This window comes from Dyadobacter sp., from assembly GCF_017744695.1.
Classification (GTDB): Bacteria; Bacteroidota; Bacteroidia; order Cytophagales; family Spirosomataceae; genus Dyadobacter.
On record NZ_JAGIAS010000008.1, the window covers coordinates 250,518 to 277,027 of the forward strand.

A 26,510-nucleotide genomic window follows, 5' to 3' on the forward strand; every position below is an offset into this window, starting at 1 on the left:
GGTCAATCATTCAAAATTCGCTCATTCAGAATTCACTCATTCACTCATTCACTCATTGATAACTTATCTTCCTACCTCGTTCGAAGTCATAAAGTGTCAGCAGCCGGAGGCTATAATAGGCCTGCCAGTAATCCCTCAATGCGAGAATGTAGTCGCGGCGGGCTATGTCTTTTTCCTGCGTGGCGATGCCGAGGTCGGTTACGCTGAGATCGCTGAGAATGAACCGTTCCTTGGCGATCTGGTAGCGATCGGCCGCAATGCCGTCGGCCACCTGCGTGAGCTTTACCTGCTTTTGAAGCATTTGTAAAAGGGTTACCTGGGTAAATATTTCCTGTTCGAAGGTAAGCTTATCCTGCTCCACCGATTGCTGCGCAAATTCCTGAGCGGCACGGGCTACCTCCGTCCTGGCCTTGTTCCGTCCCCAGGTGAGGATGGGCAGCGTGAGTTGCAGCTCCACAAACTCCCGATCCTGCGGGCTCACGTACACATCGCGCGGAAGGTTACCCTGATTCGACAATCCGAAAGTGGCATTCAGCGTTGCGTTCAATCCGTTGTTTTTCCTGGCCTGCTGCACATCGCGCTCCGCTTCGAGCAATCTGCGGCGAAAGGCCACAGAGGCCGAGCGGTTTGCAAATGCTTCGTCGAGCGCCACTTGGGGATCGATCGCGAATTCGCTTGCCTCAGCCGGAATACCGAGTTCCAGGTCCCGTTCGTCACGCGAACCCATGTACATTTTCAGTTTGAGCGAGGCCACAGCCGCCGATTGCTGAGCCGAAGCGAGGTCCTTTTGGGCAGTAAGCAGGCCCATTTGCAACTGCAAAAGGTCATTTTGAGAAATCTTACCCAATGCGAGCTTGTGCTTCGCAATTTTAAAAAGCGTGTCATTATTACTCCGGTTTTTCTCGGCAATCTGCAAATTCACCTGCGACACCAGCAAATCGAAGTAGTAGCCGGTCGCATCCAAAGCCACCTGTTCCAGCGATTGAATGTATTGCTGGCTGCCTTCCTGGTATTTCAACGGTGAAATCCTACGGTCCCATTTCAACGGGTTGAACTGGAAAAGCGGCTGTTTGATGCCTATTTCAAACGGGATACCATTATAGCGGGTAACGTCGCGTTGAAAATCGTCGAAACGCTGCATTTGCTGCTGCATATAAATCGTCCCGCCTGTCATGGCTATACTTTGGCTGAGCGACAGGTTGAGCGTCGAATTGTTGTTCGAAACTTGCTGGAAAGAAACCGTACCATCGGGCTGCACGACCTGGATGAAGGAACGTGTAAATCCCGGGACTGTTCCAAGCAGACTCAGCTGCGGTTTATAGTCGGCCTGGAACGAGCGAAACTGCCAGTAGTTGGTCTTTTTTTGCGTTACGGCCTGTTTAGAAGCAATCGATTGCTCTTTGGATTGCTGTACGACTTCTTCGAGCGTTAACTTGCGTATTTGCGCAGAAACGGCGCCGGAAAGTAAGACGAAAATCCAGAGGAAAAGCTGTCGCATGGTCATTGAATGGTTAGCTCTTCCAGATGTTCGTAGTCATTCATATTGGTGAGGATCACCTTCTCCCCTACTTTCAAGCCGCTTTTGATTTCGACATAATCAAAATTGGAGAGCCCTGTTTCAATCTCCCGCCGACGCGCCTTGCCATTTTCGAGAATGTAAACATATTGCTTCCGCTTACCCGTAAACGCGGGGCCGTTTGCGACACGCAGTGTTTGGGCACTTTTGCTTGTAACCACATACACTTCCACCTTCATATTGGGCCTGAGTGATTCGTTGCGCGCATTGTCGAGCTGGATCGTGAAGCCAATCACGCCATCCTTTACGGCAGGTTTCACTTGCGTAATCACCCCGCGCAGCTGCACCTCATTAATTTTGATAACAGCCCCGAGCCCCGCTTTCACCTGGTCCGCATATACGTCCGAACAGCTTCCTTCTACACGAAAACTACCCAGATCGGCCACTTTGGCCAGCATTTCGCCTTCGTTCACCGATGAACCGATATTCTCGTTCACCCACGTGAGCACACCCGGCCGATCGGCAATAATGTCGGCCATTTTGAGCTTATGCTGTAACTCTTGCAAATTTTTGCTTTCGATCTGCGCCCCCAGCTCGGTCTCGCGCAGGCTCGCACCCATCGATTCGCGGTTGTATTTGAGGTCGTTTTCCAGCTGTCGCTTTTCAAGTTCAGCGATTTTCAATGCATTTTCGGCACGGGTAACATCCTCGACGGTTCCTCCACCCACTTTTTGCAGCCTTTTGGCATCTTCAAAATCTGCTTTCAGTTTATTGATATTCAAAGACTTGATCTTGTCATTAATCTCAGCATCGTACAAATTCTTGTTCAGCTTCATCCGCAACTGGTCGATACCATTCTTTTTCAGTTCCAGCTGGTCTTTGTAGCGTTCAAACTCGATTTCCGTCAACGATTTATCGAGTTCAACGATTGGTTGCCCCGGCTTTACGCGCGTTCCGGGGGTAAGCAGTATGCGCTTGATGCTCGCGCGAATGGGACTTGCGAAGATTTGCTCGTAGGCCGGGATAATTTCTCCCGAAGCAGTAAGCGTGTTTTCGACATCACCGGTTTCGACTGTCCCCGTTCTGACGCGTGCGCTTTCGAGCGTGCTGGAAAGCGACTTTTTGAAAAAATAAAACAGAACTGCAAGCCCTATGACGACGGCACCGACGACAACCCATCGGCGGTTCCTGGTTTGCTTGACATATTCCGGTGCAATTTCCCGATCCATGTGGATTTGATTGGAGGTTTCGGTGGAAAAATTCATGGCTAATATGCCTTTACATATCCGAAATCCGTGCCAATACGCAACCAGCTAAACATCAATAAATTAACTCACAAAACAAAAACAAAAAACCGTGCGATAACGCACGGTTTGTGTGGTTTCAAACGCTTTTCTTCCGCTGTTAGCTTTCCGGTCAGGTCTTTAATTTTTTCTTTTTTGCCGCCGGAAAAAGAATGTTATTCAGGATCAGACGATAGCCCGCCGAGTTCGGATGGAGGTTCAAATCGGTAGGTTCTTCACCTACACGGTGCTGGTAATCCTCCGGATCGTGGCCGCCATAGAAGGTGAAAAAGCCCTTGCCGTGCGTACTGTGAATGTAGCGTGCTTCCTTGGCATTCTTGTTCTCCGCCAGGATGATCACTTCCGGTTTAATCAACCGGTTTTTGAATGCGGTGGTCTGCCCCAGGAAGCCTTTGATAATGGTCTGGTGATTTTGGGTGAGCATGCTCGGCACCGGGTCCCATTTGGCCGAAAACTGGAAGAGCGAGAAAAAGTCGTTCGCTTCGATCATACCCCGTTCGTCGGGCTGGTTGTCGATGTCCGAAAACTCGATTTCATACGGATAAGGAATTGTTTTGAAATCCTGAAATGCAAACGAATTGCCATAGTTCAGCTTGGTATTAGCAGCAGGGTCGGCGGGCGTGCCGTCGTACATAGCGTCCACGATATCCACGCCGTCGGCCGCCAGCGCAATGTCAAAGGTATCCGTCGCATTACACATCGCGAACATATACCCTCCCCCGGTTACAAACTCGGCGATTTTTTTGGCGACCGCCAGCTTCATTTGCGGCACGTTATTGAACTGGAATTTGGTGGCGGTCTCTTCTGCTTCCTTCTTCTGCTCGCGGTACCAGGGGTAATCCTTGTATTGGAAGAATTTACCAAACTGCCCCGTAAAGTCTTCGTGGTGCAAATGCAGCCAGTCGTATTCGGGTAATTTATTGTTCAAAACTTCGTCGTCGTACACCACATCGTACGGAATCTCGGCATAGGTAAGCACCAGCGTCACCGCATCGTCCCATGGCAGCTTGGATTTGGGAGAATACACCGCAATGCGGGGTGCTTTTTGCAGTTTCACGGCATCCATATTCACGTCCGGCGAACTGATCTGGTTTAATATCTGTCCTGCCTGGCCTTCTGAAATCACCTCGAAGCTCACGCCGCGCACGGTCATTTCAGACGCAAACTGCTGATTGTAAGCCACCATAAAACTGCCGCCCCGGTAGTTGAGGAGCCAGTCCATTTCCATTTCATAGTTTTTCAGTATCCAGAAAGATATGCCGTAAGCCTTCAAATGGTTCTTTTGCGACTCGTCCATCGGGATCAGCAGGCGGTTTGCCATAGCATTCAGCGAGCCGATCAAAAAAATGACGAGCGGGATATACAGGCGTATCACTGGTTTGATTCTTTCGACTTTCATGCGCAGTTTTACATTCAGGTAAAGATTAAATATAATAAAGAATCCGGCACGTTCCGAAATCTGCCACAAAACTCGTACCGGTTTCTGGCGTCCGGCAGCAATTCAGCCCTTTGCGGATTCCGTACAGACACTATTACTAACGACCAAACCCTGTTTCTGGTGCACCACCTTTATATGCCATGATTATACGCGAAAACATCGAAGAAGGCCTGCGTTCAATCCAAAGTAACCTCCTCCGGACTGTGCTGACAGCCATGATCATCGCCATCGGCATTACTTCCCTCGTAGGGATACTCACGGCCATCGACGGCATTCAGGGCTCCGTGAACAGCAGCTTCGCCGACCTCGGCGCCAACACCTTTACCGTTCGCAATCGTGTGGATGACGATTTCCGAAGCGGAGGGCGCCACAGCAAACAATATCCGTCGGTCACCTACCGTCAGGCCAAAACCTTCGCCGACAAATTCAAAGCCACCTACCAGGCCACAGCTTCCCTTTCGGCCGACATTGCGGGAGCGGTTCAGGTCAACTACCGGAGTAACAAAACCAACCCGAACAGCAACGTGGTCGGCTCCGACGACCATTACCTGGGCATTAACGGCTACAAGATCAGCCTCGGCCGTAATCTGGACAAGAATGACCTCGAAAAATCCCTGAATGTTGCAGTATTGGGTCAGGAAATTGCGCGCAAACTTTTCGAACGAAACGATCCGCTCAATAAAGAGATCACCTTCATGGGCAGCCGATATAAAGTAATTGGTGTTTTGGACAAAAAAGGCTCACTCGGCGGCAATAACAACTCCGACCGGCTCATCCTCATCCCGCTGGAAAACGGACGCGGCTTAGCCGCCAATCGTGCATTAACTTACAATATCACCGCCTCAGCGCCCAACGTGGCCGACGGCGATATGATCGTCGAGGAGGCGCGAGGCATGATGCGCCGCATCCGCGGTGACGAGCTGGGCAAAGAAGACTCGTTTACCATTGACCGTGCCGACGCCATGGTGAAGGATTTCGCGAACATTACCGGTTACCTCCGTGTCGGCGGCTTCGTAATCGGCACCGTCACGCTGCTTGGAGCTGCCATCGCATTGATGAACATTATGCTGGTATCAGTTACCGAACGGACCCGCGAAATCGGTATCCGTAAATCCCTCGGCGCCACTCCGCGTGTGATCCGCATGCAATTCCTCATCGAAGCCATCGTCGTTTGCATTCTGGGTGGTATCGGTGGCTTGATCCTCGGGATCATCGTCGGCAATTCCATCACCGGCGTGATTAGCGAAAACAGCACATTTGTAGTACCGTGGCTCTGGATGGCCGTCGGCATTGCGATATGCGTAATGGTGGGCGTACTGTCGGGCATCTACCCCGCCATCAAAGCATCGCGCCTGGACCCGATAGAGGCACTGCGCTATGAATAAGCAGGTTAGGGTCAAATCAGGAAATTTTCCCTAAAAATCTTGCAAAAATTTGCATTCCAGGCTTGTTTAATCTCTTTTTCTGTCTACTTTTGCACTCCCAACCCAGAAGATCAATGCCCAGATGGCGGAATTGGTAGACGCGTTGGTCTCAAACACCAATGAGGTAACACTCGTGCCGGTTCGACTCCGGCTCTGGGTACGCAAGCCCCTCGGCGCAAGCTGAGGGGCTTTTTGCATTTACAGTCACTGAAAATTGCAATTCAGACTTGTCCGAAAACGGATCAAATCAAAAACTTGTGGAGCGCATAGGATTTATCTTTGGATCAATGCCAAAACTTGGGGACTAAACAGGTGCTTGTCACTATTGTTCGGTCTCGGAAAATGTCGGTGGCAGTTGTGCATCAGCAACCGACGTTTTTTGAGACTGAGATATTTAGTGTATTAAAACTATTGAGGACGTTACATCCGTGATTAATAAAATTCCAAGGTTTCCAACTATTACAGATCAACACCCATCCTATTCAAAAACTTCAAAATATGAAAAATCTCGTACTAGTACCAATACTCCTGTTTGCCCTTTTTGCTTGCAAAAGCGATAATCCAAAACCGGCTCCGGAAATCGAAGGCATTGTTGGCACTTGGAAATATGTGGCCACAGAAACAATTGTGAATGACAAACCAGAATGGGTTTCTGTCCCTGGAGAATCGAATGTCAGTTTTACGCACGATGGTGTTATACTAGATTCTAGGAATTTGCCTAATTGCTGCGCACCTAAGGTGTATCAGGTTAACGGGGAGTGGTTTGTCATAAATAAAGATATAGCGAGGGAAATTTCCGAGAAATGTGGGCCTGTAGATTGTATGGTTTGCTCTACTGCATGGAACATTTTTCAGACAAATGATGAGCTAGTAGTATTTTCAGGTTGCGCGCCGCGCGTGTTAACAAAGAAATACATCCGAGAGTGATTATGAGATTGTTTACTTATCCATAAATCTCAAAAACCCTCATTTTTTGTGACGAACGTTGTCGCATCCGTCTATTTGGGCGTATACAAAAACCCTTGAATGTGTACGGCAGTATTCCTGGAATTTTCATGGCAGCCACCACACATTAATAATTAATCAACAAATAATAATTTCATTTTAGATAATTATATCTAACAACTTCTGTAACTCGATCAGAATTTGGTTCGACATTTATTCCGTTGCGGGTATGGTAGCCCTTCGGCGTAAGCTGAGGGGCTTTTTTGTGTATAAATCCGTTCAAAAAATACCTTAGGATCTTTTAGGTTCATCCGCGTGGGTAATCAAGCGAAGCTCTGACCACTAACCATTTCTTAACGGACAGTACCGATTTAATATATTGATTTTCAGCAAATTAAATATAAAATATCCTCCCCGCGGTTCGGCACTCAATTACATTCGAGAGCAAGAGCAAAAAGGTAAAACAGTGCCCGTCTTGCGAGTCTATTCCATTCTCAAATTTGGGATAACTAAAAAACGTGTTTCACTTGGGTTTGCAACACTATCACAACTAAGCTGGTATTACCTATAAATACCTCACTCTCTTAGCCCATGATTCGAAATTATTTCAAAGTAGCCTTTCGCAATATGCGTTTGGGCGGCTGGTATTCTGCATTGAACATTGGCGGTCTGGCCGTGGTGCTGGCTGTAAGTTTGCTACTGTTTCAGTGGGTGCAGGATGAGCTCGATTTTGATCGCTTCCATGCCGATGCCGAGCGAATTTACCAGGTCAATACGCATTTTGGCAAAGGTGAGGACGAATACACATCTACCGCAACGCCCGGACCCATCGCGGTGGTAGCGCGCAGGGAAGTGCCCGAGGTGCAAAGTTCCGTGCGTATGGGCGATTATCCATCAGCCACTTTCCTCGTCAACAACAAAACATTTACGGAAAAAGGCAACCTGGCTTATACAGATGCCAATTTTATTGAAGTCTTCAATGGCTTCAAAGTGCTTTATGGCAACAAAAACGCACTTTTCCCTGCCCCTAACGCTGTCGTGTTGTCCGAGAAACTGGCCCGCAAGTTCTTCGGCACGGCAGATGCCATCGGAAAAACCATCATCAATGTTGAAAGCAACACAACATTCACAGTAAGCGCTGTTTTCGAAAATGCACCGGATAATTCGTCATTCAGAAACGATATGTACGTAAACCTGGCGATTTTGAAAACCCTGAATTCCCAAAAAGGAGTACGACGGGTAGATGAAAATTGGGATGATTACGGGTTTGGAACTTACGTAAAACTGGTGGCCGATGCCGATCCGTCGGCTGTGGCAAAAAAATTGACTTCCATCCAGGCTAAAATGCTGAAAGACGCTACAACCACGTCTGAATTCAGGTTACAGCCGCTTTCCGACATCCATCTCTATCCGGTCGAGGGAAATGAATCCGCTGCTAAACAGGTGGGGATAATGGGAGCTGTTGCGCTGCTTTTGCTTAGCATAGGTTGTATTAATTATGTCAATCTGACTACCGCCCGTGCGACGAGGAGGTCCAAGGAAATTGGCATTCGCAAAGTCGTTGGTGCAGGCTCACAACAATTGGCCATCCAGTTACTGGTGGAATCTTTACTGACATTGAGCCTTTCATTAATCTTATCCATTGGGCTATTACAAGCAATCCTGCCATTTTACACGAGCATGACGGGCAAGTCAGGACATTTTTCACTTTTCGATCCGCAGACGTGGCAAATCCTGCTCGGTACACTTACATTCTGTTTTGTTCTGGCGGGACTGTATCCCGCATTTCTGATTTCGGGTTTTAATCCCATCCAGGCCTTAAAAGGACGTTCCAGCCGCGCCCATGGCGCTTTGCTGCGTAAATCGCTGGTGATGGCTCAGTTCACGCTGGCAACAATGCTCATTGTTGACACCTTTGTGATTGGTGAACAAATGCGTTTCATACGTGATCGCGATCCGGGCTTTGACCGGAAACACACCTTCACGTTCGATGGACGGAATTTCACGCCACAGATCAAACAGGTACTAAGCCGAGAATCGAGCATCCTGGGTGTGAGTACTTCCACAGACACGCCGGTCAATGTCTTAACAGGTACGTTGTCGACGGATTGGGATGGCAAGGCCAAGGGCAGATCGATGATTATGGCACAATTAAATGTCGATCAGGATTTTATTCCCAATTTTAAACTGAAACTGACCGCAGGCAGGAATTTCAGCGGCACCAGGGCGGACTCTGCCTCGATTATTATCAATGAAACGGCGCTCAAACAAACGGGGATCAAAGATCCGATCGGTAAGCGCTTCAAACTCGACGGCACGGAAGGGACGATCATTGGTATCGTGAAAGATTTTAACATTACTTCAATTCGCGAGCCAATTATGCCTTTGGTCATATTCAGCCTTCCCAACCGGCATTACCAAGTACATGTGCACACTACGGCACAACTCGCGCCAGCGGCTATTCAAAAAGCCGAACGGGTATGGAAACAGTACATGCCCGCCTACCCGTTTGAATACGCATTTCTCGATGCTAACTACAATGCGCTCTATCACACCGAGGAGCAAACTGGCCGCCTTTTTAACTTCTTCGCAGGAGTTGCCATGGTGATTTCATGTCTCGGGTTACTCGGCTTAACGTCATTTACCACCGAACAGCGCACCAAAGAAATCGGCATCCGGAAAGTGCTTGGGGCAACCGTCCTGAACATTACCACGTTGCTATCGAAGGAGTTTATTAAGCTGGTGCTCGTCGCCATTGTAATCGCGTCGCCCATTGCCTGGTTTGCGATGGACCACTGGCTAAAAGATTTTGCCTATAAAGTGGAGATGCGTTGGTGGACTTTCTTACTGGCAGGCTTGCTGGCTATGGTCACCGCGCTGCTTACTATTTGTTTTCAGAGTGTCAAAGCGGCTTTGATCAACCCTATCCAATCGATCAGGGCCGAGTAAGAGCAATACAGCTATTCGAGCTGACGCCAGGTATATCCTATGGTAGTTGCATAAAACTTGCGCCGATCACTTTCAACCCATCACGAAAGCGCTTCCAAACTCTGAAATATCTAAATTTCCCCTCTAATGGTGTTCCCATCATTTTTCCCTTCGCTGTCATTGTAACGATTGAAAGTGCGGTGTCGCCAAGTATTTTAATCTCATCAATGATTGTGGAAGCGTCTTCAATAATCATTGTTTTTGCTTTATGTGAGTCCAGGTCCATTTTTTTCGTCAGAACTTGTCCTGTCGGCGCAACTGCAATTAAATCATTGTGTAACAGTTGATCGAGAGTATCCACGTTACTCACAAGTTGGGCCGAAAAAAGTTTGTTTTCAGCCTCAACTACGTCCTCTCTGGTAATTTCCGTTTTTTCCATATTTCTATTTTTTACTTCTAGAACTCAAGATTGCCCCACATTTCACGATTCATCCTAGCACTCGCCAATTAATCGTGGCCGACATTTGCCTGGTTCAGATTTCGTGCGGTTGGGGAATACCTTTGTTCAACTATGTAGGCCGACGTGATATCTGAGTTATTGAATACCAGTTTTGTATTGGTTTGGAGTAATACCTACGTGCTGTTTGAACAAACGTGTGAAGTGATTAGGATACTTGAAGCCTAACTCATACGCTACTTCACTTACGGATTTATTGTTGTCAAAGAGGCGTGCTTTGCCTTCGTTGATTACTCTGTCTTGAATGTACTCTAATGCTGATTTACCCGTGTCCTTTTTGATCAGTTCACCAAAGTAACTAGCCGACAAATTTAACTCACTAGCACACCAACCGACGGTAGGTAGTCCCAGGAAATCTGGTCGGCCAGATGTAAAATAGTCCCTTAGCAAGTTTTCAAACCGTTCCAAGATCCCCTTGTTTACATAATTTCTTGTTATAAACTGCCTATCATAGAACCGTAGGCAGTAATTTAACAAGACTTCAACCTGCGCTACAAGTATCCGTTTACTGTGCTGGTCAATAGATTGGTGTAGTTCTGTGTCTATTTTGGCGTAGCAATCAAGGACTGTTGCACGTTCGGAATCCGACAAATGGAGGGCTTCATGAACCTGGTAACCAAAAAATGGATAGTCCTGAATGTTCTGTCCAAGGGGCATACCATGCAGTAAATCCGGATGAATCACAAGGGCGTATCCGAGCGGTTGATAGAAGTCGTCCTCATATTCTACATTTACAACCTGTCCGGGGGCAAAGAATAGCATCGTTCCATTTTGGTAGTCATAATAATGACGGCCGTAACGAATATCCCCTGTCTTCTGATCTTTTAGCATGATTGCATAAAAACCAAAACGCATTCGCGAACGATGCCGGGGTGGCGCTTTGGCAAAATCCACAACACTAATCAGGGGATGCCTGGTCAGATGATCATTAAATGTATTGTATTGATCTACCGTGTCGAAACTCAGTTGATGATCCATGATGTCGGAATTTTTATCAAAGGTAAATGTCTTTGATGACCAAAGTTTATAGGCGCTCACGGATCCGGCAAATTGGTAGGTGATGCCGTAATTTGTGTAGGTATATCGCCCTTAAAGCAGCCTAAATTTGCAGCCATAGAGCAAACAAAACATGAGTGTAGCAGACAAACAGCTCTACATATAAACTTAGAAAAACTATGAACGAGAAACAAAATGTATGGTTTATTACGGGGGGTAATAAGGGTCTCGGGGCAGCCATTGTACAGGAAGCCCTGGCAGAAGGAAACAAAGTAGTGGCTACGGCCAGAAGTATCGAAAGTGCCAGGCAAACGTTAGGGGAACATCCCAACCTACTATTGGTTAAGCTTGACATTACGAATAATGAGCAGGTAGAAACGGCTGTTTCGGATGCCATTGCCAAATTTGGCAGGATTGATGTGTTGGTAAATAATGCTGGTTACGGGCTGTTAGGTTACTTTGAAGAAATGTCGGATGAATTGATCCAGCACCAAATGAAAACGAATGTGTTCGGGACGATGAACATCACCCGGGCAATTTTACCACTCATGCGCCAGCAGGGATCGGGTTTGGTAATTGTAGTTAGCTCTACATCTGGTATTAAAGCTGTTAGAGGGGGCTCGGTGTACAGTGCTTCCAAATTTGCCCTGGAAGGATGGGCGGAGGGGATGAATCTGGATCTGCAACCATTCGGCATTCGATTCATGATTTTGGAGCCGGGTGGATATCGCACCGATTTTGCCAATGAAAATGCCTCAATGCAGCTGCCAGATTTAAAAGTCGATGGATACGAGCATTTACGCGATGAATTAGCTGCCCATTTCAAAAACATGAACGGCCAGCAGTCGGGAGATCCTGCCAAACTAGCCGCCGGTTTGCTGCAAGTTACGAATAGTGAGAATCCCCCGCTACGTCTTCTTATCGGAAAAGGGGCAATCCCGGCGGTAGATGAGTACTATAAAAAGCGGTATTCAGAATTCCAACGATGGCAAGCGGTATCTGCGAATAGCGATTTTGAAGAGTAAACTGCAAATTGCGGGTACGGAGACCAGGGTAGCGCTCGCGTGTATAATGTATATAATTTATTTATATATTTAGAGCATCAAATAACGCAACCTCCAAACCCCATGAATGCTGGGAAAATCATCCTGCTCTTACTCCTCACCTGCTGCCTATCCTGCTCGGAGGATCGTGCAAAGCTGGGAAAACCTGCCCCAGGCACGAAGGATGCGCTTTCCGACTTCTCGCATTGGTGGAGCTACCATTCCGGTAACATCAAATTCTATAAGCATTTTATCCCGCTCGACACCGATACACGCGTAGTGCCGCTCGATTCATTCATGCAAAAATACAGCACGGGTGATTATGCAGTTTTGAAGTATACCCAGGGTGATACGACTATCCAGTACCAGCTCAAAAAACTGGATGCCGGCAGCGAAGAAAATATCCGGAACCAGCTTCGTGCCACAGCGTATAGTGATTTCAAGGATTTCCTTAAAATCGGGAAACCTCTTGAAGGGTTTAACTATCAATCCATCGACGGCCAGGCCTTTGACTCCAAAACCACCCGGGACAAATTCGTGGTCGTGAAATTCTGGTTTATTGGCTGCCAACCCTGCGTCGCCGAAATGCCCGAATTAAATGCCATCGTGGCCAAAAACAGCGCAAGAAAGGACGTTATTTTTCTCAGCATCGCACTGGACGCTCAGCCCGCATTGCGAAAATTTTTGACTAACAGAAGGTTTGACTATGCCGTGGTCGGCGATAAGAAGGATTATGTCGCGGACACGCTGGGCGTGAATGCTTTTCCTACCCATATGCTGCTGGACAAGCAAGGGCGTGTAGCGGGCATTTGCAGTAATGTAAAAGATTTAAAGGAAATGTTGGCCGGTTATTTCATTGCAAATTAAGGGGCTCTATTTTGTAGGGTAGCGATTCATTTAACCGGGTTCAACGAGTCGGAAATCGCAAGTTAGCTGTCGCGAAAATTCGACACATAATTCGCTTTTTAAGGTACAAACAGCTCGTCTGCCGGAAGGTACTTTTAATGCGTTCGTCAGATTTCTACCCGCAAAACCAAGCCCCTTCCCCATGAGCAAACTTTACACCTTAGCACTCCTGTTTTTGATTTGTACATTCAATACCCGTGAAACAAACGCTGCGGTACGTTATGTAAGCCTCAACGCCGCAGGAACCAATAACGGCACTAGCTGGGCGAATGCTTATACCAATCTTCAAACCGCTATTGATGCAGCCGTAAGCGGCGACAGCATTTTTGTGGCACAGGCTACCTACCAGCCAGCCAGTGGGCAAAGCTTTGTCATGAAGGAAGGTGTAAAGATATTCGGCGGCTTTATGGGTACAGAAACTGATTTCACCCAAAGGAATCTTGCCAACAAAGCTACGTTGCAAGGCAATGGCAGCAGGGTGATTACAAATGATAGTAATGGCTTGACCAATGCGGCAGTATTGGACGGATTTATTGTTACGGGCGGAAATATCAACAACGACGGCGGTGGCGGGATGTATAATGCTTATTCGTCTCCGAAGATCAACAACTGTACTTTTACGAATAACGTTGCGTACTCCTTAGGTGCCGGCATGCTAAATTATAATGCCTCGCCTGGCATTACCAACTGTGTTTTTTCGAAGAATATAATAACCGTGAGGACAGGCGGCGGCGGAGCAGGCATGTTAAATAATTCATCTTCTCCTGTCATTACCAACTGTACTTTTGTAGGTAATAGTGGTCCCACTGGCGGCGGGATGTATAATTTTGCATCTTCTCCTGTCATTACCAACACCATTATCTGGGCTAATACTGCAAGGCTTCTCCAAGCTGGGATACTCAACTCTAGTTCAACACCCATAATTACCTATTGTGATATACAAGACGGTGTAGTGAGCGGCACGGGCAACATCAGCACCGATCCGAAGTTTGTAAATGCCGCCGGCGAAAACTACCGGTTGCTCTCCTGCTCACCCGCTGTTAATGCAGGCAACAATGCCGCCAACAGCATTACAGCTGATCTGGATGGTACCCCCCGCATTTATGAAGGCACGGTGGACATGGGCGCCTATGAATTGCAAATCGCTGCAATCGGCCCGGTTCCATATCCTGACAATCAACAAATCACGATGTCTGTTTCAGACAATGACGCCGTGACTTTTGGTGAAAATTGTAATGTGCTGGCCACGCTGGAGTCGATGGGCGGCAATCCTGTGGCTGGCGAGGCAACCGCCAAAGTCTGGATTGAAGATACCCAACCTGCTCATTATGTAAGACGGCATTATGAAATCACCCCTGCTGATGCGAATGGGGCCGCTACCGGAAAGGTTACCCTGTATTTTACCCAGCAGGATTTCGACGCTTTCAACGTCGTCAACCCCACCACTACCCTACCCGGCAACCTGCTCATCGAAAAGCGGGGCGGGACGAGTACAGACGGCACGGGACTTCCAAACACTTATCCCGGTACACCCGAAACCCTGTCGGATGTTGAGACCGTCTGGAACAGCAGCGCCCAGCGTTGGGAGGTCAGTTTTGAGGTGACCGGTTTCAGCGGCTTCTTTGTCAAAACATCCGAAGCCCCGCTGCCAGTGAGCTGGATATCGCTTTCGGCCCGCCGGAATGACACTTCCCGGGTAGTACTGGATTGGCGCGTAAATGAAAGATCGGTATCACATTACGAGGTACAACGAAGCCTGAATGCACGGAACTTCGAGCCCGCAAGTACGCTGGCTGCCAAAGGTGACGGAATGATGGGATATACCTTTACAGATCCGACGCCGGTTTTACAGCAAGTCTACTATCGCATTAAGCAAACCGATCTGGATGGAAGTTATAGTTACAGCCGCATGCTGAGCGTATCTGCAATGGAAGACACAGAGTTAACAGCTTTCCCGAACCCTACCGTCGAAAGCGTTACGGTTCAGTTGGACAAACGGTATATGGGAAGCCGGTTGAAGTTGGTGAACAAGTCTGGGATTGTTTTAGAAAATATCACGGTAAAAGGGCAATCTGTCACCCTTGATTTGGGTAAATACGCGTCGGGCACCTACCTCCTGAGCACTGAGGATGGTAATGTGGTGAAACTCGTCAGGCAGTGAGGTTGCGATCGTATGGCATGGATCATCATTTACGATCAAAAATTTAGCTGGCGATGAAGCAAGAAAGGGATATTTCTTCGCTGAATTGTTAATTACAAGCATTGCCACACTATTCGACGCCGCGGAAAATTTCCGATTTGGTTTTTGTCAACGTGCCTAAAAGCGAGGTAATGGGAACGGGTATTCCCAAACGTTCTGCCGCGTCGGCAATCGCCAGGTTCATGGAGTCGATCTCGGTCTCCCGTCCATTTAAAATATCCTGGTAAGTAGAGATCTTCTGACCATCGGATAGCGCGCTAATGTTTAGTACATTTTCAAGCACCTCATCCTCAGTCAGCTGAATCCCTGATTCCCGGGCCACTGAAAGGCATTCGCGGATTACTTTTTTCCCAATTTCAAGAGCGGCTTCATTTCGCCTGAATACTCCGTTATCCGTTTCCAAGAGCGGGCAAATCGAATTGAACAGGCAGTTGCTGATTACTTTCTTCCAAATAACCGGCTGTATATCCGGCTCAGCGCGAAAGGAGAAAATGCTGGTCGTCAACTGTTCTACGATGTTTGTCAGCATCTTTTCAGAACCATTAATAACCCCGATCGGAGAGGCTGCAACCAACCTGAACCGAACTTTATCCTCTGCCGCTGCCTGGCTGGTAGCGAGCAATACGCACCGGTACAAATTAGTGAATCCCAGCTCCGTAAAACTGTCCTCAATGTTCAATCCGTTTTGCAGGAACACGATCGGCGACTGCCCGACTTTGGACCGCAACTTTTCGGCCAGCCGACGATTCCCGAACGATTTGTTGGTCAGCAGGATGATGCCATTCAACCTTTCAAAGCAGCTTATCGAGCTGATCCGAATGTCGGCTTCCCATGTTCCATTGCCTGTTTCTACCTGAATACGCTTGTGAAAAGTTTCCGCCCCATCTACCGAACCACGAAGAATGGTTACGTTTTTACCATTCAGCGACAAGGCCACCGCCAGGGCCTTGCCAATTACTCCGTTACCTATTATATAGACGCTATCTAAGCGATCTATGCCGGGATCATTTTCAAGTTTCATGTCGGACCGGCTAAACAGCTTTGGGTTGTTTTGAGCTCAATGCGCGGATCTGCTTTTCGAGCAAATTGAAGACAAGGCCGGCGATTATGAACAGACAAGCCAGCAGCTTCCAGGACGACAGTTCTTCTCCCAGGAAAAAAGCAGTGCTCACAAGCCCTACTACCGGGACCAGGAGCGTAAACGGGGTCACCACCGCAGTAGGGTAACTGTTCAGCATAAAGCCCCAAATACCATAACCGACAAAGGAAGAGACATAAACAATGTACAAAACCGCCAGAATCGTATCCGTCGAGACATTTTGCAGAGAAGCGACGATAAGATCAGGGCCTTCAAAAATATAGGACAACGCCAGCATCACCGGCGTAGCGACCAGGCTTCCCCAGGCAACAAGGGCCAGTGGCGATTGAGCAGCAATTTTCTTAGAAAAAATATTGCCGATTGCCCAGGAAAGCGCGGACAATAAAGTAAGCAGCAAACTTATGAACGTTGTGTTTCCATCCACATGACTGGCCACAATACCGATACCTGTAAACGAAATCAGCGCTCCGAAGACTTTCCAGATACCGGGCACATCCCGAAAGAATAAGGCCGCCAACCCCATCGAGAAAAACACCTGAACCTGGATGACCAGGGACGACAAACCGGCCGGAAGGCCGAGATACATGCCTCCGAAGAGCAAGCCAAACTGAATGGCAAACGTAAAAATGCCGTACCCGGCAATTAGCTTGAACGGCGCCTTCGGCCTGGGAAGAAAGAAAACCCACGGAAGGGCAGTAAGCGCAAAGCGAGCCGCGCATAACAGGATCGGGGGCAGCACTTCCAGCCCGACATGAATAGCGATAAAGTTCAGGCCCCAGGCAGTTACGGTGACAAGAGCCAATAATAGGTGTTTTGGTTTCAATTGGAACTGCTTAAAGATTGATTCACATATATGCAAAATAGCAAAGCAGTTTTCTATGATAATAGATATAGTTTTTGATTTTTTAAGGGATACAGATTCAAAAAGCTTGTTTCACAAGATTACCAAGCCGCTTGATATCCTGCTCTAAGGAACCGTCCCAGGGCAATGCGAAATTCAGGCGCATACAGTTATTGAAGTTGCTGTTTTGAGAAAACATACCGCCTGGCGCAAAGCTGAGCTTATGCTTTAAAGCAGTCTCATATAGCTCGGTTGTGTCCACCCCTTTATCCAGTTCCAGCCACAGGAAGAAGCCTCCTTGCGGCTGGGATATTTTGGTATTTTCCGGGAAATAGTCTTCAATGGCCCGCTGGAACCTCAGGCAGTTCGTATGTAAGGTATGCCGCAATGTCCGCAAATGGTGATCGTAACCGCCAAATTCCATAAAGTCGGCGATCACCTCCTGAAACAGCGAGGGAAGCGTAACGGTTTGCACCAGCTTCTGCCGGATAATTTTGTCCTTGAACCGCCCGGGTGCAACCCATCCGACCCGATAACCCGGTGCCAGCGTTTTGGACACGCCACCACACCACATCACAAGTCCGGCCTCGTCGAACACCTTACAGGGCTTCGGGCGGGTACCGCTGAAAAACAGATTCCCGAACAGGTCGTCTTCGATCAGCGGAATATTATGATCAGTCAGAAGCCCGACCAATGCTTGCTTGTTCTCGTCGGGCATGAGGCTGCCCAGGGGATTGCTGAAATTAGCCGTAAAACAGCAGACATTAATTTTGTGTATAACCTTTTTCAATGCATCGATCTCAACGCCCGTCAGCGGATGCGTGGGCAGCTCGATCACATTCAGCCCCATTGATTTCGCCAGTTGAAGTATTCCAAAATAGACGGGGCTTTCGGTGGCGATCGTGTCTCCCGGCCGGGTCGTTGCCAGCAGGCATTGGTAGATTGCGTTGGTGGTTCCGGTCGTGGTTACCACGTCGTCTTCAGTGAGCTTTCCATCAAGCACCAGCGACCATTTGGCAATGTTCCGTTTCAGGTTGACGCTCCCCTGGGTGGCCTCGAATTCGGTTCCATTCCCTTCGAGTTGCCGCATGGCCTTAATCACGCCCTTATTCAGCTTGGCAAGCGGGAGCAGCTTGCTGTCCGGGATGCCCAGGGAAAACTGCCTGATACTTTTGTCGCGGAGTATGTCGAAAACGCTGCTGATCAGGTCGTCGGTGTTTTTCCCTTTTTCCGGGGACTTAAGTGTACTGACAGACGGGAGGGCCAGCTTTCTCTGTGAGGTCTTGCTTACAAAATATCCGGACTTGGGCCGCGATTCAATCAGTGACTTGCTTTCAAGCTCAGCAAACGCCTGGACTGCGGTGTTCAGGCTTACGCCGTAGATTTTCTGAATGGTCCTAATGGAAGGCAGCTTATCCCCTATCCGCAGCGTTTCAGACAGAATCTGCTCTTCCAGGATCTTCGCAATTTTAAGATAAAGTATCTCTTTGGCCATAAAACGTCCGTGACTGCACCTGGCAAATTTACAGAAACACAGCCTGTATCTGTTTTACTTCAAAATCAACTTTAAATCTCCGGATCTGTTTCAACACCAGCACCGTCTCGGTACTGCGGTATACTATTGGCTGACCAGTTGGCTTTTTTGCAATTTCTCAATCATTCGCCGCAGTCTCGGACGGATGTATCGTTGCAATAGCACGGGGTAAATATTCAGGAAAGTGTTGAACAGGATCAGCCATAACGCACCGCGGAGTGAGTAAGTGAGTACGACGTAGCCTGTCACGATTAAGACAATGACTCCCGCCACTAAATGCCCGGCTTCTGCCACGCGGCTCGCCCGTTCGTAGGCCTGAAAGTCATGAAGGCTTTTTCTAATGGGTGTCGCCTTTTGCCTCAACTTCTCCCATCCGCTTTTGACCAGAATAGCCCGGTACCATTCTATACCCAACATCCGGTACAATTTCCCTTCCGTTTCAAAAGGCAAAGCGTTAAAATATGAAGAATCGAGCGCGGGTTTGAGTTGCGTTTCAAGTATCGAAACCCAGAACATCAGCGCAAAGTTGAATGCCAAACTGAATGCCGCCGATGTGACTTTCATGAAACGAAGCATCAGGCCCATAGTCACCAGCATTAAGCAAACTACAAGCAGAATTTTAACCCATTTAATAAGCATAGAAGAGCGATCTGTCATTTATCGCTCTAAGCTATCAAAAATTTTGCGGCACATCGAAGTATTTTTTGCGGCCCGATTCACCTAAGGGTATCGTTATCCTGCGCCTGTTGGAAGTTTGAAATGAAGAACTTTCACTGGTCGACCTGCTGTTTCAGTGGTTCATAATAAAGGATTACCGCGCCGGAGTTGAAAGTTTTCGTTTTGATCAGTTTCAAAGGCACCCTGTCGTGCATGTTTTCAAACAATGTCAAACCCTCCCCGGCAATGACGGGATGAACCATCAGCTGCAATTCATCTAACAGGCCCAGCTTCAAGAGCTCAATAATCAGACTTCGGCTACCCACCAGAATATGCTTATCCGGTTGTTGCGCAAGCGCAAGGGTCTCTTCTGAGAGGCTCTTTTTTGCCAACGTCGCGCTTTTCCAATCGACATCGTGCAGCGTACGCGAAAAGACAATCTTGGGAACTGCATCCATTGCTGCCGCGAACTCGTCCAGGGCCTTATTCCCCGTCGGATTTTCCAGGATACTCTTCCAAAACTCCATCAGCTGGTAAGTTATTCTCCCATACAGAATCGCGTCGGTCTTGCGCAGCAAGTCTTCGTAGTGCTGATGAACCTCTTCATCCGGGTCCACCTTCGTATGGTCGCAGACCCCGTCAAGTGTCATATTGATCCCTCCAATTATTTTTCCCATATTATCCGATGTCTGGTGAGCATTCCTTGAACCAATGCCAAATTAGACAGATACAGCAGAACATCGCGTAGCTATTCAGGACAAATAAGGGGGGAATTACAGACACGATACTTCACAATGTGCCTTCAGGGAACTACCTGAATCAAAAAAATGAAATTTTTTAGAACAAACGCCTAGCAAATGCATCAGGTACCCAATAAAATTACTATTTTTAAAAAAACTTCAAAACGAACTACCTGTTCAACACACTTATCACATAATTTAATTACTTTTTAATAAAAATTACGAGTATTGCCTATGCCTTAACCCTCTACGTATCAGTCCCACCGTCAAAAGAAGCCTCAAAGTCAGCACTTTAATGAGCTTCAACACCTGGTCGCCTCGCGGAGGCGATACAGAGTTTCTATGCCAAATTTTTCCTAAAAATTTAACCATTCAGAGTTATGAAAAGAAAACAGGAAGTAAAGTGTCCGCAATGGATGAAACTTTCTATTTACCAGATTGCCGCGCTTACGGCTTCCGTAGGCACGTCCTTTGCCGTCCCGATGACATCGGGAGGCATACCGAACCACAGGATTGCGTCCGTAGCCGCTGTAAGGGGCGTTACAGGTAAAGTGACCGATAACAAAGGCGAAGCCGTGCCAGGCACAACGGTCGTGATCAAAGGCAGCGAAGTCGGTACAATCACGGATGCCGAAGGTAAATTCTCCATCGAGGTCCCCAATGATCAAACCATATTGATATTTTCTTCCATCGGCTTCACCCGTAAAGAAGTAGTTGTTGGGTCGCAAAGTGTGCTGGACGTAGTCCTGGAAACATCAGCAGCTACCCTTGACGAAGTGGTTGTAACGGCGTTGGGTGTTCAGCGTGACAAGAAAGCGCTGACTTACGCGACGCAGCAAATCGGCGGACAAGAATTGAGGGCTGCCGCCAATACCAACTTTGTGGATGCACTTAATGGTAAAGCAGCGGGTATCGATATTAAAGTAAGCAGCTCGGGTGCGGGTGGTTCTACCAGAGCCGTACTCCGGGGAAACAAATCCTTGCAAGGATCCAGCGAAGCACTTTATGTAATTGACGGTATTCCGATGGTGAATAACAAGGGCGGCCAACCAGGTTCTTATGGCGGAACAGATGGTGGTGACGGTCTTTCGTCTATCAACCCGGCCGATATCGAAAGCATCAGCATCCTGAGAGGCGCCAACGCTTCTATTCTTTATGGTAGCCAGGGTGCCAACGGGGTAATTTTGATTACCACTAAAAAAGGAAAAGAAGGTAAACTTTCGGTGGACTTCAATTCCAGCGCGGTTTTGGAAAAAGTATCCGGCCTTCCCAAGTTTCAGTACCGCTACGGAACCGTGGGCGGGGATTACAGCTGGACACCGGTTGGAACGACAGAGGTGAAATCGGACAATTATCAGAAAGATTACATTAACGACTTCTTCCGCACGGGTACTACCTTCACCAACTCGGTGGCCGTTACTGGCGGGAATGCGAAAACAAGCGTCTATTTCTCGTACGCCAATGTTTCTTCCAATGGTATCATGCCGACAAATACCTATCGGAAAAACAACTTCTCGTTCAGACAAAGCACCAAAATGCTGAAAGACAAGATCACCCTTAGCTCCGGTATAATCCTGTCTTCCGAAGTATCCAAGAACCGCCCGGGGGCAGGTTATTACAACAACCCTTTGACGGGCCTGTATCTGTTTGCAAGAGACCGCGATTTCCAAAGCTACAAAGACAACTACGCGGTGTTCAACAAGGAGCGGAATATGGATAAAATGAACTGGTATTCCACCGAAGAGAAACAGAACAACCCTTACTGGGAACTTTACAAGGACCCGAAATTACAGTCGTACAAAAGGATCATTGCCAATGTGAAAGCTTCTTACGACATCGTAGAGAACCTGAGATTCGAGGTGAGAGCTAACATTGACTATAATAATGTTTTGGACGACAAACGTTACGCAGCCGGCGGTAACTCTGTGAGTGTGAGCCCGAACGGCACCTGGAACTACGCACGGTACACAGATCAGTCCATTTACACGGACGGTATCCTGACCTATAATAAGAGTCTGGGTGATTTCAGTCTGAATGCATTGGCGGGTCTTAGCTACCAGAAGAACAAATACTACGATGGTATGACCGTTAACAACGGAACGGTGTCGTTGCAGTATCCCAACGTGTTCACCTTCTCGAACATGCCTTACAACGTAGTTTTCAACAACCACCCTGGTTATAGCAATACCATCAAACAGGGAGCATTCGCTAACTTATCGCTCGGGTTCAAGGAATTCCTCTTTTTGGATCTGGCGGGACGTAACGACTGGGCTTCAACACTGGCACTTACCGGTAACCAATCCTACTTCTACCCATCTATCGGTGGATCTGCGATCATCAGCCAGATGCTTGACTTGCCCCAGGCTATTTCACTGTTGAAAGTACGGGCTTCGTTCTCGCAAACTGCTAACGAAGTACCTTATAACAGAGTACTTCCTTTGAGCAGCATTGGCGGTGCGGGTGGCCCGAGCGGTATCGGTGGTATCAACAGACCTACACAGGTACCATTTACCAACCTGAAACCGGAAAAAATCGTAGCTAATGAATATGGTATTGAAACCAAGTTCTTCCACAACAAACTGGGACTTGACTTTACCTATTACAATGGCGTGAGCACGAACCAGTTCCTTGCATTGGCAGCACCTTCGGGCTCAGGATATACAACCTATTATGTCAACGCGGGAAGGATTGAAAACAATGGATTTGAGCTAACGCTGAATGCAGAGCCTGTGCGCACGGATCATTTCAGCTGGAACACGACAGTCAACGCTTCACAAAACAAGAACAAGATTGTTGAACTGATCGCTTCCAACCCTAACTACCAAGTGGGCGGCGACAACGAGGGTTTTGCGTCGATTATCAAAGCGGGCGGTTCTTTCAATGACGTTTATGTGTATCATTTCGCACGCAATGATGCCGGACAGATTATCCTCGATAAAAACGGCGTTCCTACAAAAGCAGCCAAACAAGAAAAGGTTGGTAATGTAAACCCTAAGCTTCTTTTGGGATGGACTAACAACTTCAACTATCGCAACTTCTTCGCGAATGTGCTCGTTAACGGTAAGTTCGGCGGCGTTGCATTCTCCAAAACAGAGGCATTCCTGGATTCTTACGGCGTGAGTGAAAGATCGGCGGAAGCGAGAGATGCAGGGTCAGTACCTATCAACGCGGTTACACCGGAAGGAACAGCCGTTAACTCCATTGCCCCGTACACCTACTATTCTGCCATCGGTGACAGGAACAAGATCATGGAACCTTATGTGTATTCCAGAACAAATATCCGGTTAGGGCAACTTGTTTTAGGCTACAACTTTAAAAGCAAGGGTACCGTGTTCAAAGATGCCTCTATCTCTTTCGTAGGCCGGAACTTGTTCTTCTTCTACAAAAAAGCGCCTTTCGATCCTGAGCAGGCTATGAGCACCAACAACGATCTGCAATCGACAGACGTGTTCGGTTTGCCATCCACAAGATCCTACGGATTGAACCTGAAGTTTTCTTTCTAAAAAACTCTAAAGTCATTGACATGAAAAAAATAGTTATAGCACTGGTATCCCTGATTGCATTCGCGGCTTGTACCGACAATTTCGTCGAGACAAACCAGAATCCATATCAAATTTCAGATGAACTTCTCAAGCAGGATTTTAACCTGGTAGGTTCACCGTTTTCCAATATGATCTTCAACCTCAACGGTCACCAGATCGAGGAGGACCTTTGTTCCGACAACTGGATGGGTTACATGGGAACACCGACGGATTTCGTGGGTAACGTAAATAACACGACCTACTACATTCGCTGGAATACCTATTGGGATCGTGTATATGGCAGCGTTATGTCTCCGGCGAAGCAGGTGATCAAGCTTGCTGCTGATAATAACCTGCCGCTGTTTGCGACCTGGGCCAAATTGATCCGTATTTACGCGGTTTCCAAATTGACAGGGGTACACGGACCGGTTATTTATTCCCAATACGGAACCACCGCCAATTCGATCGCTTACGACAAAGAGTCGGATCTTTACCCGCTTTTCTTCAAGCAGCTGGATTCTATCCAAACCGACTTTGGCGCTAACAAAGAGTACGGAGGTTTCAAAAAATTCGACCCTTCACAATACGCCGGCAGCATTCCACGCTGGCAAAAGCTCGTCAACTCTCTGCGTTTGAGATTGGCTATGCGCATTTCAAAAGTGGATCCGGCGATGGCAAAAACCGAGGGAGAAAAAGCGCTGGCTGATCCTGCCGGTTTGATTACCGCCAATTCAGACAACTTTATTAACTCATTGAATGGAAACAAAATACCGGTAGCACAAATTTGCTACGAATGGGATGACACCCGGATGGGAGCTGTGATGGAGTCGTTTATGGTAGGTTTGAAAGACGGCCGGATTTCCAAATATTACGCCCCTATGACCAACGCAGCTTTGTACGCCGATCACCCTTCGGTACCTTACAAAGGCATACGTAATGGCGCTTACATCAAAGCGAAAGCCGATCACGTTCCTTTCTCGAAAGTAAGCGAAGATTTTCAGACTGTTCAAACCAGAAGAAACTTTACGGCGGCAGAAGTGGCATTCCTGAAAGCCGAAGCCGGATTGAGAGGCTGGGCAGGTGCTGGTGATCCTAAAACCAACTATGAAGAAGGCATCAAACTTTCGTTCGCAGATTGGGGCGCAGGTGGTGTAGACGCTTACCTGGCGGATGCTACCAGCAAGCCGATCAGCTATGTGGATCCGATCGACGCGCGCAACAACTTCACTGCTGCTTCTACCATCACAGTTGCATGGAACAATGCGGATTCAAACGAGTTGAAACTGGAAAAGATCATCACACAGAAATACCTCAACACCTTCACCAATACGCAGGAGGCTTGGGTGGATTTCAGACGTACAGGCTATCCTAAAATCCCTCACGTGGCCAAAAACGATAGCAACAACGACTGGGGTGTGATCCCTGCAACCGAATGGATCAAAAGAATGCCGTTTGTAAATTCGGAAAGAAATGGTAACACTGCTGCCGTTGCGGATGCAGTGTCCAAAATGGGTACAGGCGCCAAGGATGATATTGCCACTCGCCTGTGGTGGGATACCGGTAAAGCGAACTTTTAATCATATCGCAATACCGGATACTGACGTGTAAATATTTTCGTACGTATCATATAGAGGCTATCCGATTATTCGGGTAGCCTCTTTTATGTGCTGTACGCAAGCCTAAACACACCCAAGGCTCACCCGAGAGTTGTTTTTCACTTATGCTCTATTTCCCTGAATGGCTCCGGCATGTTGGCACGACACTAAAAATGCAAACTCCGCACGTGCTCCCACCCGGATCGCAGGTATGCGCCTTTGCGAACGATGGCCAGTAGCTCATCGTCCGTAAGATCACGGAAGGAGGCATACACTTGCCCTACCGCGTAAAACCATTCGGGCATAACCAGTATTTCCAATGCATCGGCGTCGTTCAGGTGGGCATCGAAGTTGTTACCCGCCACCGGCACGGCCACTATCACGCGGTCGGCACCCCTATTGCGGCAAAGACGCAGCACAGGTACCAGCGTTACACCCGTAGCGATTCCATCGTCCACGATAATGACGGTCCGCCCCCTCAAATCCGGGAGCGGTTTTCCATGCTTGTACATTCCGATCCTGCGGTTCACCTCGTCCGTCTGCTCGTCGATGATCTCTCCGATCGTCTCCGGTTCGAGCGAGGACCTGAACCGCGGTGCGATGTACACCGACAAATCTTCGGCAATGGCACCGAAACCCACCTCCGGATAGCCAGGGACAGGTAATTTCCGGGAAATAACCATGTTCAGATCTGCTTCCAGACATTGGGCGACGTAATACGCCACCTCCACCCCGCCCCGGGCAATACCCATTACGAGTGGATCGGCACTTTTGTAACGTGCTGTCAGGAAACGCCCCAGTTGCTCTCCCGCATCTTTCCGGTCGGCAAAAATGATGTCGTTGCTTCGGTTCATAGGCTTCGCGTCTGTACAAAAAAATCCACACGACCGGACCAGTAAAAATCGATGCCGGAACCGTAATCGTTAATGTTGCGAAACCATTTTCAGCCCCGCAATGGAGAGAATCAGCGTACTGATGAAGAATATCCGCCAAAAACTGACGGGATCTTTAAAAACCAATATCCCTACCAGCACGGTACCCACCGCCCCTATTCCTGTCCACACTGCATAAGCCGTGCCAATGGGAAGGGTTTGTGTCGCTTTTAGTAGCAATGCCATACTAATCACCAGCGAAATGATAAATCCTGTAAACCATAAATACATTTCGTTTCCGCTTGTTTCCCGGACTTTTCCCAAACAAGAGGCAAATCCGACCTCGAACAGGCCGGCGACGATCAAAATAATCCAGTTCATAACACTTTGTTTTTTGATACAAAGGTCCTGAGCCGGATCCACAAAAAAATTTA

Annotated in this window: 20 protein-coding genes and 1 tRNA gene; 9 read left to right on the forward strand and 12 right to left on the reverse strand. The window is 48.0% G+C overall.

Annotated elements, in window-relative coordinates; translation table 11 throughout:
* Window positions 1-52: 52 nt before the first annotated feature.
* From J7619_RS26255 to J7619_RS26265, 3 genes are all read right to left on the reverse strand, one after another.
* Window positions 53-1,504: a TolC family protein gene (locus J7619_RS26255; protein WP_291206009.1), complete on the reverse strand. Its 1,452-nt coding sequence runs from the start codon at window positions 1,502-1,504 to the stop codon at window positions 53-55.
* Window positions 1,501-2,745 (reverse strand): efflux RND transporter periplasmic adaptor subunit, encoded by a 1,245-nt coding sequence (locus tag J7619_RS26260; RefSeq protein WP_291206012.1) that lies wholly within the window; start codon window positions 2,743-2,745, stop codon window positions 1,501-1,503. Before J7619_RS26260 ends, J7619_RS26255 begins: the two co-directional genes overlap by 4 nt.
* 187 nt (window positions 2,746-2,932) lie before the next feature.
* Window positions 2,933-4,195 carry an asparagine synthetase B gene (locus J7619_RS26265; RefSeq protein WP_409012769.1) on the reverse strand — a complete coding sequence of 421 codons (1,263 nt, stop codon included), beginning with the start codon at window positions 4,193-4,195 and terminating at the stop codon, window positions 2,933-2,935.
* Window positions 4,196-4,398: 203 nt separating this feature from the next.
* On the opposite strand from J7619_RS26265, the gene J7619_RS26270 reads away from it, so the two are divergent.
* From J7619_RS26270 to J7619_RS26285, 4 genes are all read left to right on the forward strand, one after another.
* Complete coding sequence (locus J7619_RS26270) at window positions 4,399-5,643, forward strand: ABC transporter permease (RefSeq protein ID WP_291206018.1); 1,245 nt, start codon at window positions 4,399-4,401, stop codon at window positions 5,641-5,643.
* Window positions 5,644-5,758: 115 nt separating this feature from the next.
* Window positions 5,759-5,842 (forward strand) — tRNA-Leu (locus tag J7619_RS26275).
* Between the two features lie 338 nt (window positions 5,843-6,180).
* Window positions 6,181-6,609, forward strand: a complete 429-nt coding sequence (locus J7619_RS26280) for a hypothetical protein (protein ID WP_291206021.1) — start codon at window positions 6,181-6,183, stop codon at window positions 6,607-6,609.
* Window positions 6,610-7,218: 609 nt separating this feature from the next.
* Complete coding sequence (locus tag J7619_RS26285) at window positions 7,219-9,576, forward strand: ABC transporter permease (protein ID WP_291206024.1); 2,358 nt, start codon at window positions 7,219-7,221, stop codon at window positions 9,574-9,576.
* A gap of 37 nt (window positions 9,577-9,613) precedes the next feature.
* On the opposite strand, the gene J7619_RS26290 is transcribed toward J7619_RS26285, so the two are convergent.
* On the reverse strand, window positions 9,614-9,994 hold the full coding sequence (locus J7619_RS26290) for a nuclear transport factor 2 family protein (RefSeq protein ID WP_291206028.1): 381 nt from the start codon (window positions 9,992-9,994) through the stop codon (window positions 9,614-9,616).
* A 156-nt stretch (window positions 9,995-10,150) separates the two neighbouring features.
* Window positions 10,151-11,050 carry an AraC family transcriptional regulator gene (locus J7619_RS26295; protein ID WP_291206031.1) on the reverse strand — a complete coding sequence of 300 codons (900 nt, stop codon included), beginning with the start codon at window positions 11,048-11,050 and terminating at the stop codon, window positions 10,151-10,153.
* 197 nt (window positions 11,051-11,247) lie between these two features.
* On the opposite strand from J7619_RS26295, the gene J7619_RS26300 reads away from it, so the two are divergent.
* From J7619_RS26300 to J7619_RS26310, 3 genes are all read left to right on the forward strand, one after another.
* The gene (locus J7619_RS26300; RefSeq protein ID WP_291206034.1) at window positions 11,248-12,093 is read left to right on the forward strand and encodes an SDR family NAD(P)-dependent oxidoreductase; all 846 of its coding nucleotides are present in this window, start codon (window positions 11,248-11,250) and stop codon (window positions 12,091-12,093) included.
* Between the two features lie 102 nt (window positions 12,094-12,195).
* The gene (locus tag J7619_RS26305) at window positions 12,196-12,978 is read left to right on the forward strand and encodes a TlpA disulfide reductase family protein (protein ID WP_291206037.1); all 783 of its coding nucleotides are present in this window, start codon (window positions 12,196-12,198) and stop codon (window positions 12,976-12,978) included.
* Between the two features lie 181 nt (window positions 12,979-13,159).
* A complete protein-coding gene (locus J7619_RS26310; protein ID WP_291206041.1) occupies window positions 13,160-15,178 on the forward strand; it encodes a choice-of-anchor Q domain-containing protein in 2,019 nt (672 codons plus the stop codon).
* A 109-nt stretch (window positions 15,179-15,287) separates the two neighbouring features.
* Here J7619_RS26310 and J7619_RS26315 read toward each other — a convergent pair whose 3' ends face one another.
* From J7619_RS26315 to J7619_RS26335, 5 genes are all read right to left on the reverse strand, one after another.
* Complete coding sequence (locus J7619_RS26315; RefSeq protein ID WP_291206044.1) at window positions 15,288-16,238, reverse strand: ketopantoate reductase family protein; 951 nt, start codon at window positions 16,236-16,238, stop codon at window positions 15,288-15,290.
* 10 nt (window positions 16,239-16,248) lie between these two features.
* Window positions 16,249-17,118: an EamA family transporter gene (locus J7619_RS26320; RefSeq protein WP_291206047.1), complete on the reverse strand. Its 870-nt coding sequence runs from the start codon at window positions 17,116-17,118 to the stop codon at window positions 16,249-16,251.
* 118 nt (window positions 17,119-17,236) lie between these two features.
* Window positions 17,237-18,652, reverse strand: coding sequence for a PLP-dependent aminotransferase family protein (locus J7619_RS26325; RefSeq protein WP_291206051.1), 1,416 nt, complete (start codon window positions 18,650-18,652; stop codon window positions 17,237-17,239).
* 123 nt (window positions 18,653-18,775) lie between these two features.
* Window positions 18,776-19,255, reverse strand: a complete 480-nt coding sequence (locus J7619_RS26330; protein ID WP_291206054.1) for a hypothetical protein — start codon at window positions 19,253-19,255, stop codon at window positions 18,776-18,778.
* 206 nt (window positions 19,256-19,461) lie between these two features.
* Entirely contained in the window at window positions 19,462-20,025 is a 564-nt protein-coding gene (locus J7619_RS26335; protein ID WP_291206057.1) for a dihydrofolate reductase family protein, read from the reverse strand.
* Window positions 20,026-20,468: 443 nt separating this feature from the next.
* On the opposite strand from J7619_RS26335, the gene J7619_RS26340 reads away from it, so the two are divergent.
* Together J7619_RS26340 and J7619_RS26345 are read left to right on the forward strand one after the other, a co-directional pair.
* Entirely contained in the window at window positions 20,469-23,591 is a 3,123-nt protein-coding gene (locus J7619_RS26340; RefSeq protein WP_291206060.1) for a SusC/RagA family TonB-linked outer membrane protein, read from the forward strand.
* Window positions 23,592-23,611: 20 nt separating this feature from the next.
* A complete protein-coding gene (locus J7619_RS26345; protein ID WP_291206063.1) occupies window positions 23,612-25,186 on the forward strand; it encodes a SusD/RagB family nutrient-binding outer membrane lipoprotein in 1,575 nt (524 codons plus the stop codon).
* A gap of 185 nt (window positions 25,187-25,371) precedes the next feature.
* Here J7619_RS26345 and J7619_RS26350 read toward each other — a convergent pair whose 3' ends face one another.
* The gene (locus J7619_RS26350; protein WP_291206066.1) at window positions 25,372-26,058 is read right to left on the reverse strand and encodes a phosphoribosyltransferase; all 687 of its coding nucleotides are present in this window, start codon (window positions 26,056-26,058) and stop codon (window positions 25,372-25,374) included.
* A 69-nt stretch (window positions 26,059-26,127) separates the two neighbouring features.
* The gene (locus J7619_RS26355; protein ID WP_291206070.1) at window positions 26,128-26,457 is read right to left on the reverse strand and encodes a multidrug efflux SMR transporter; all 330 of its coding nucleotides are present in this window, start codon (window positions 26,455-26,457) and stop codon (window positions 26,128-26,130) included.
* Window positions 26,458-26,510: the final 53 nt, after the last annotated feature.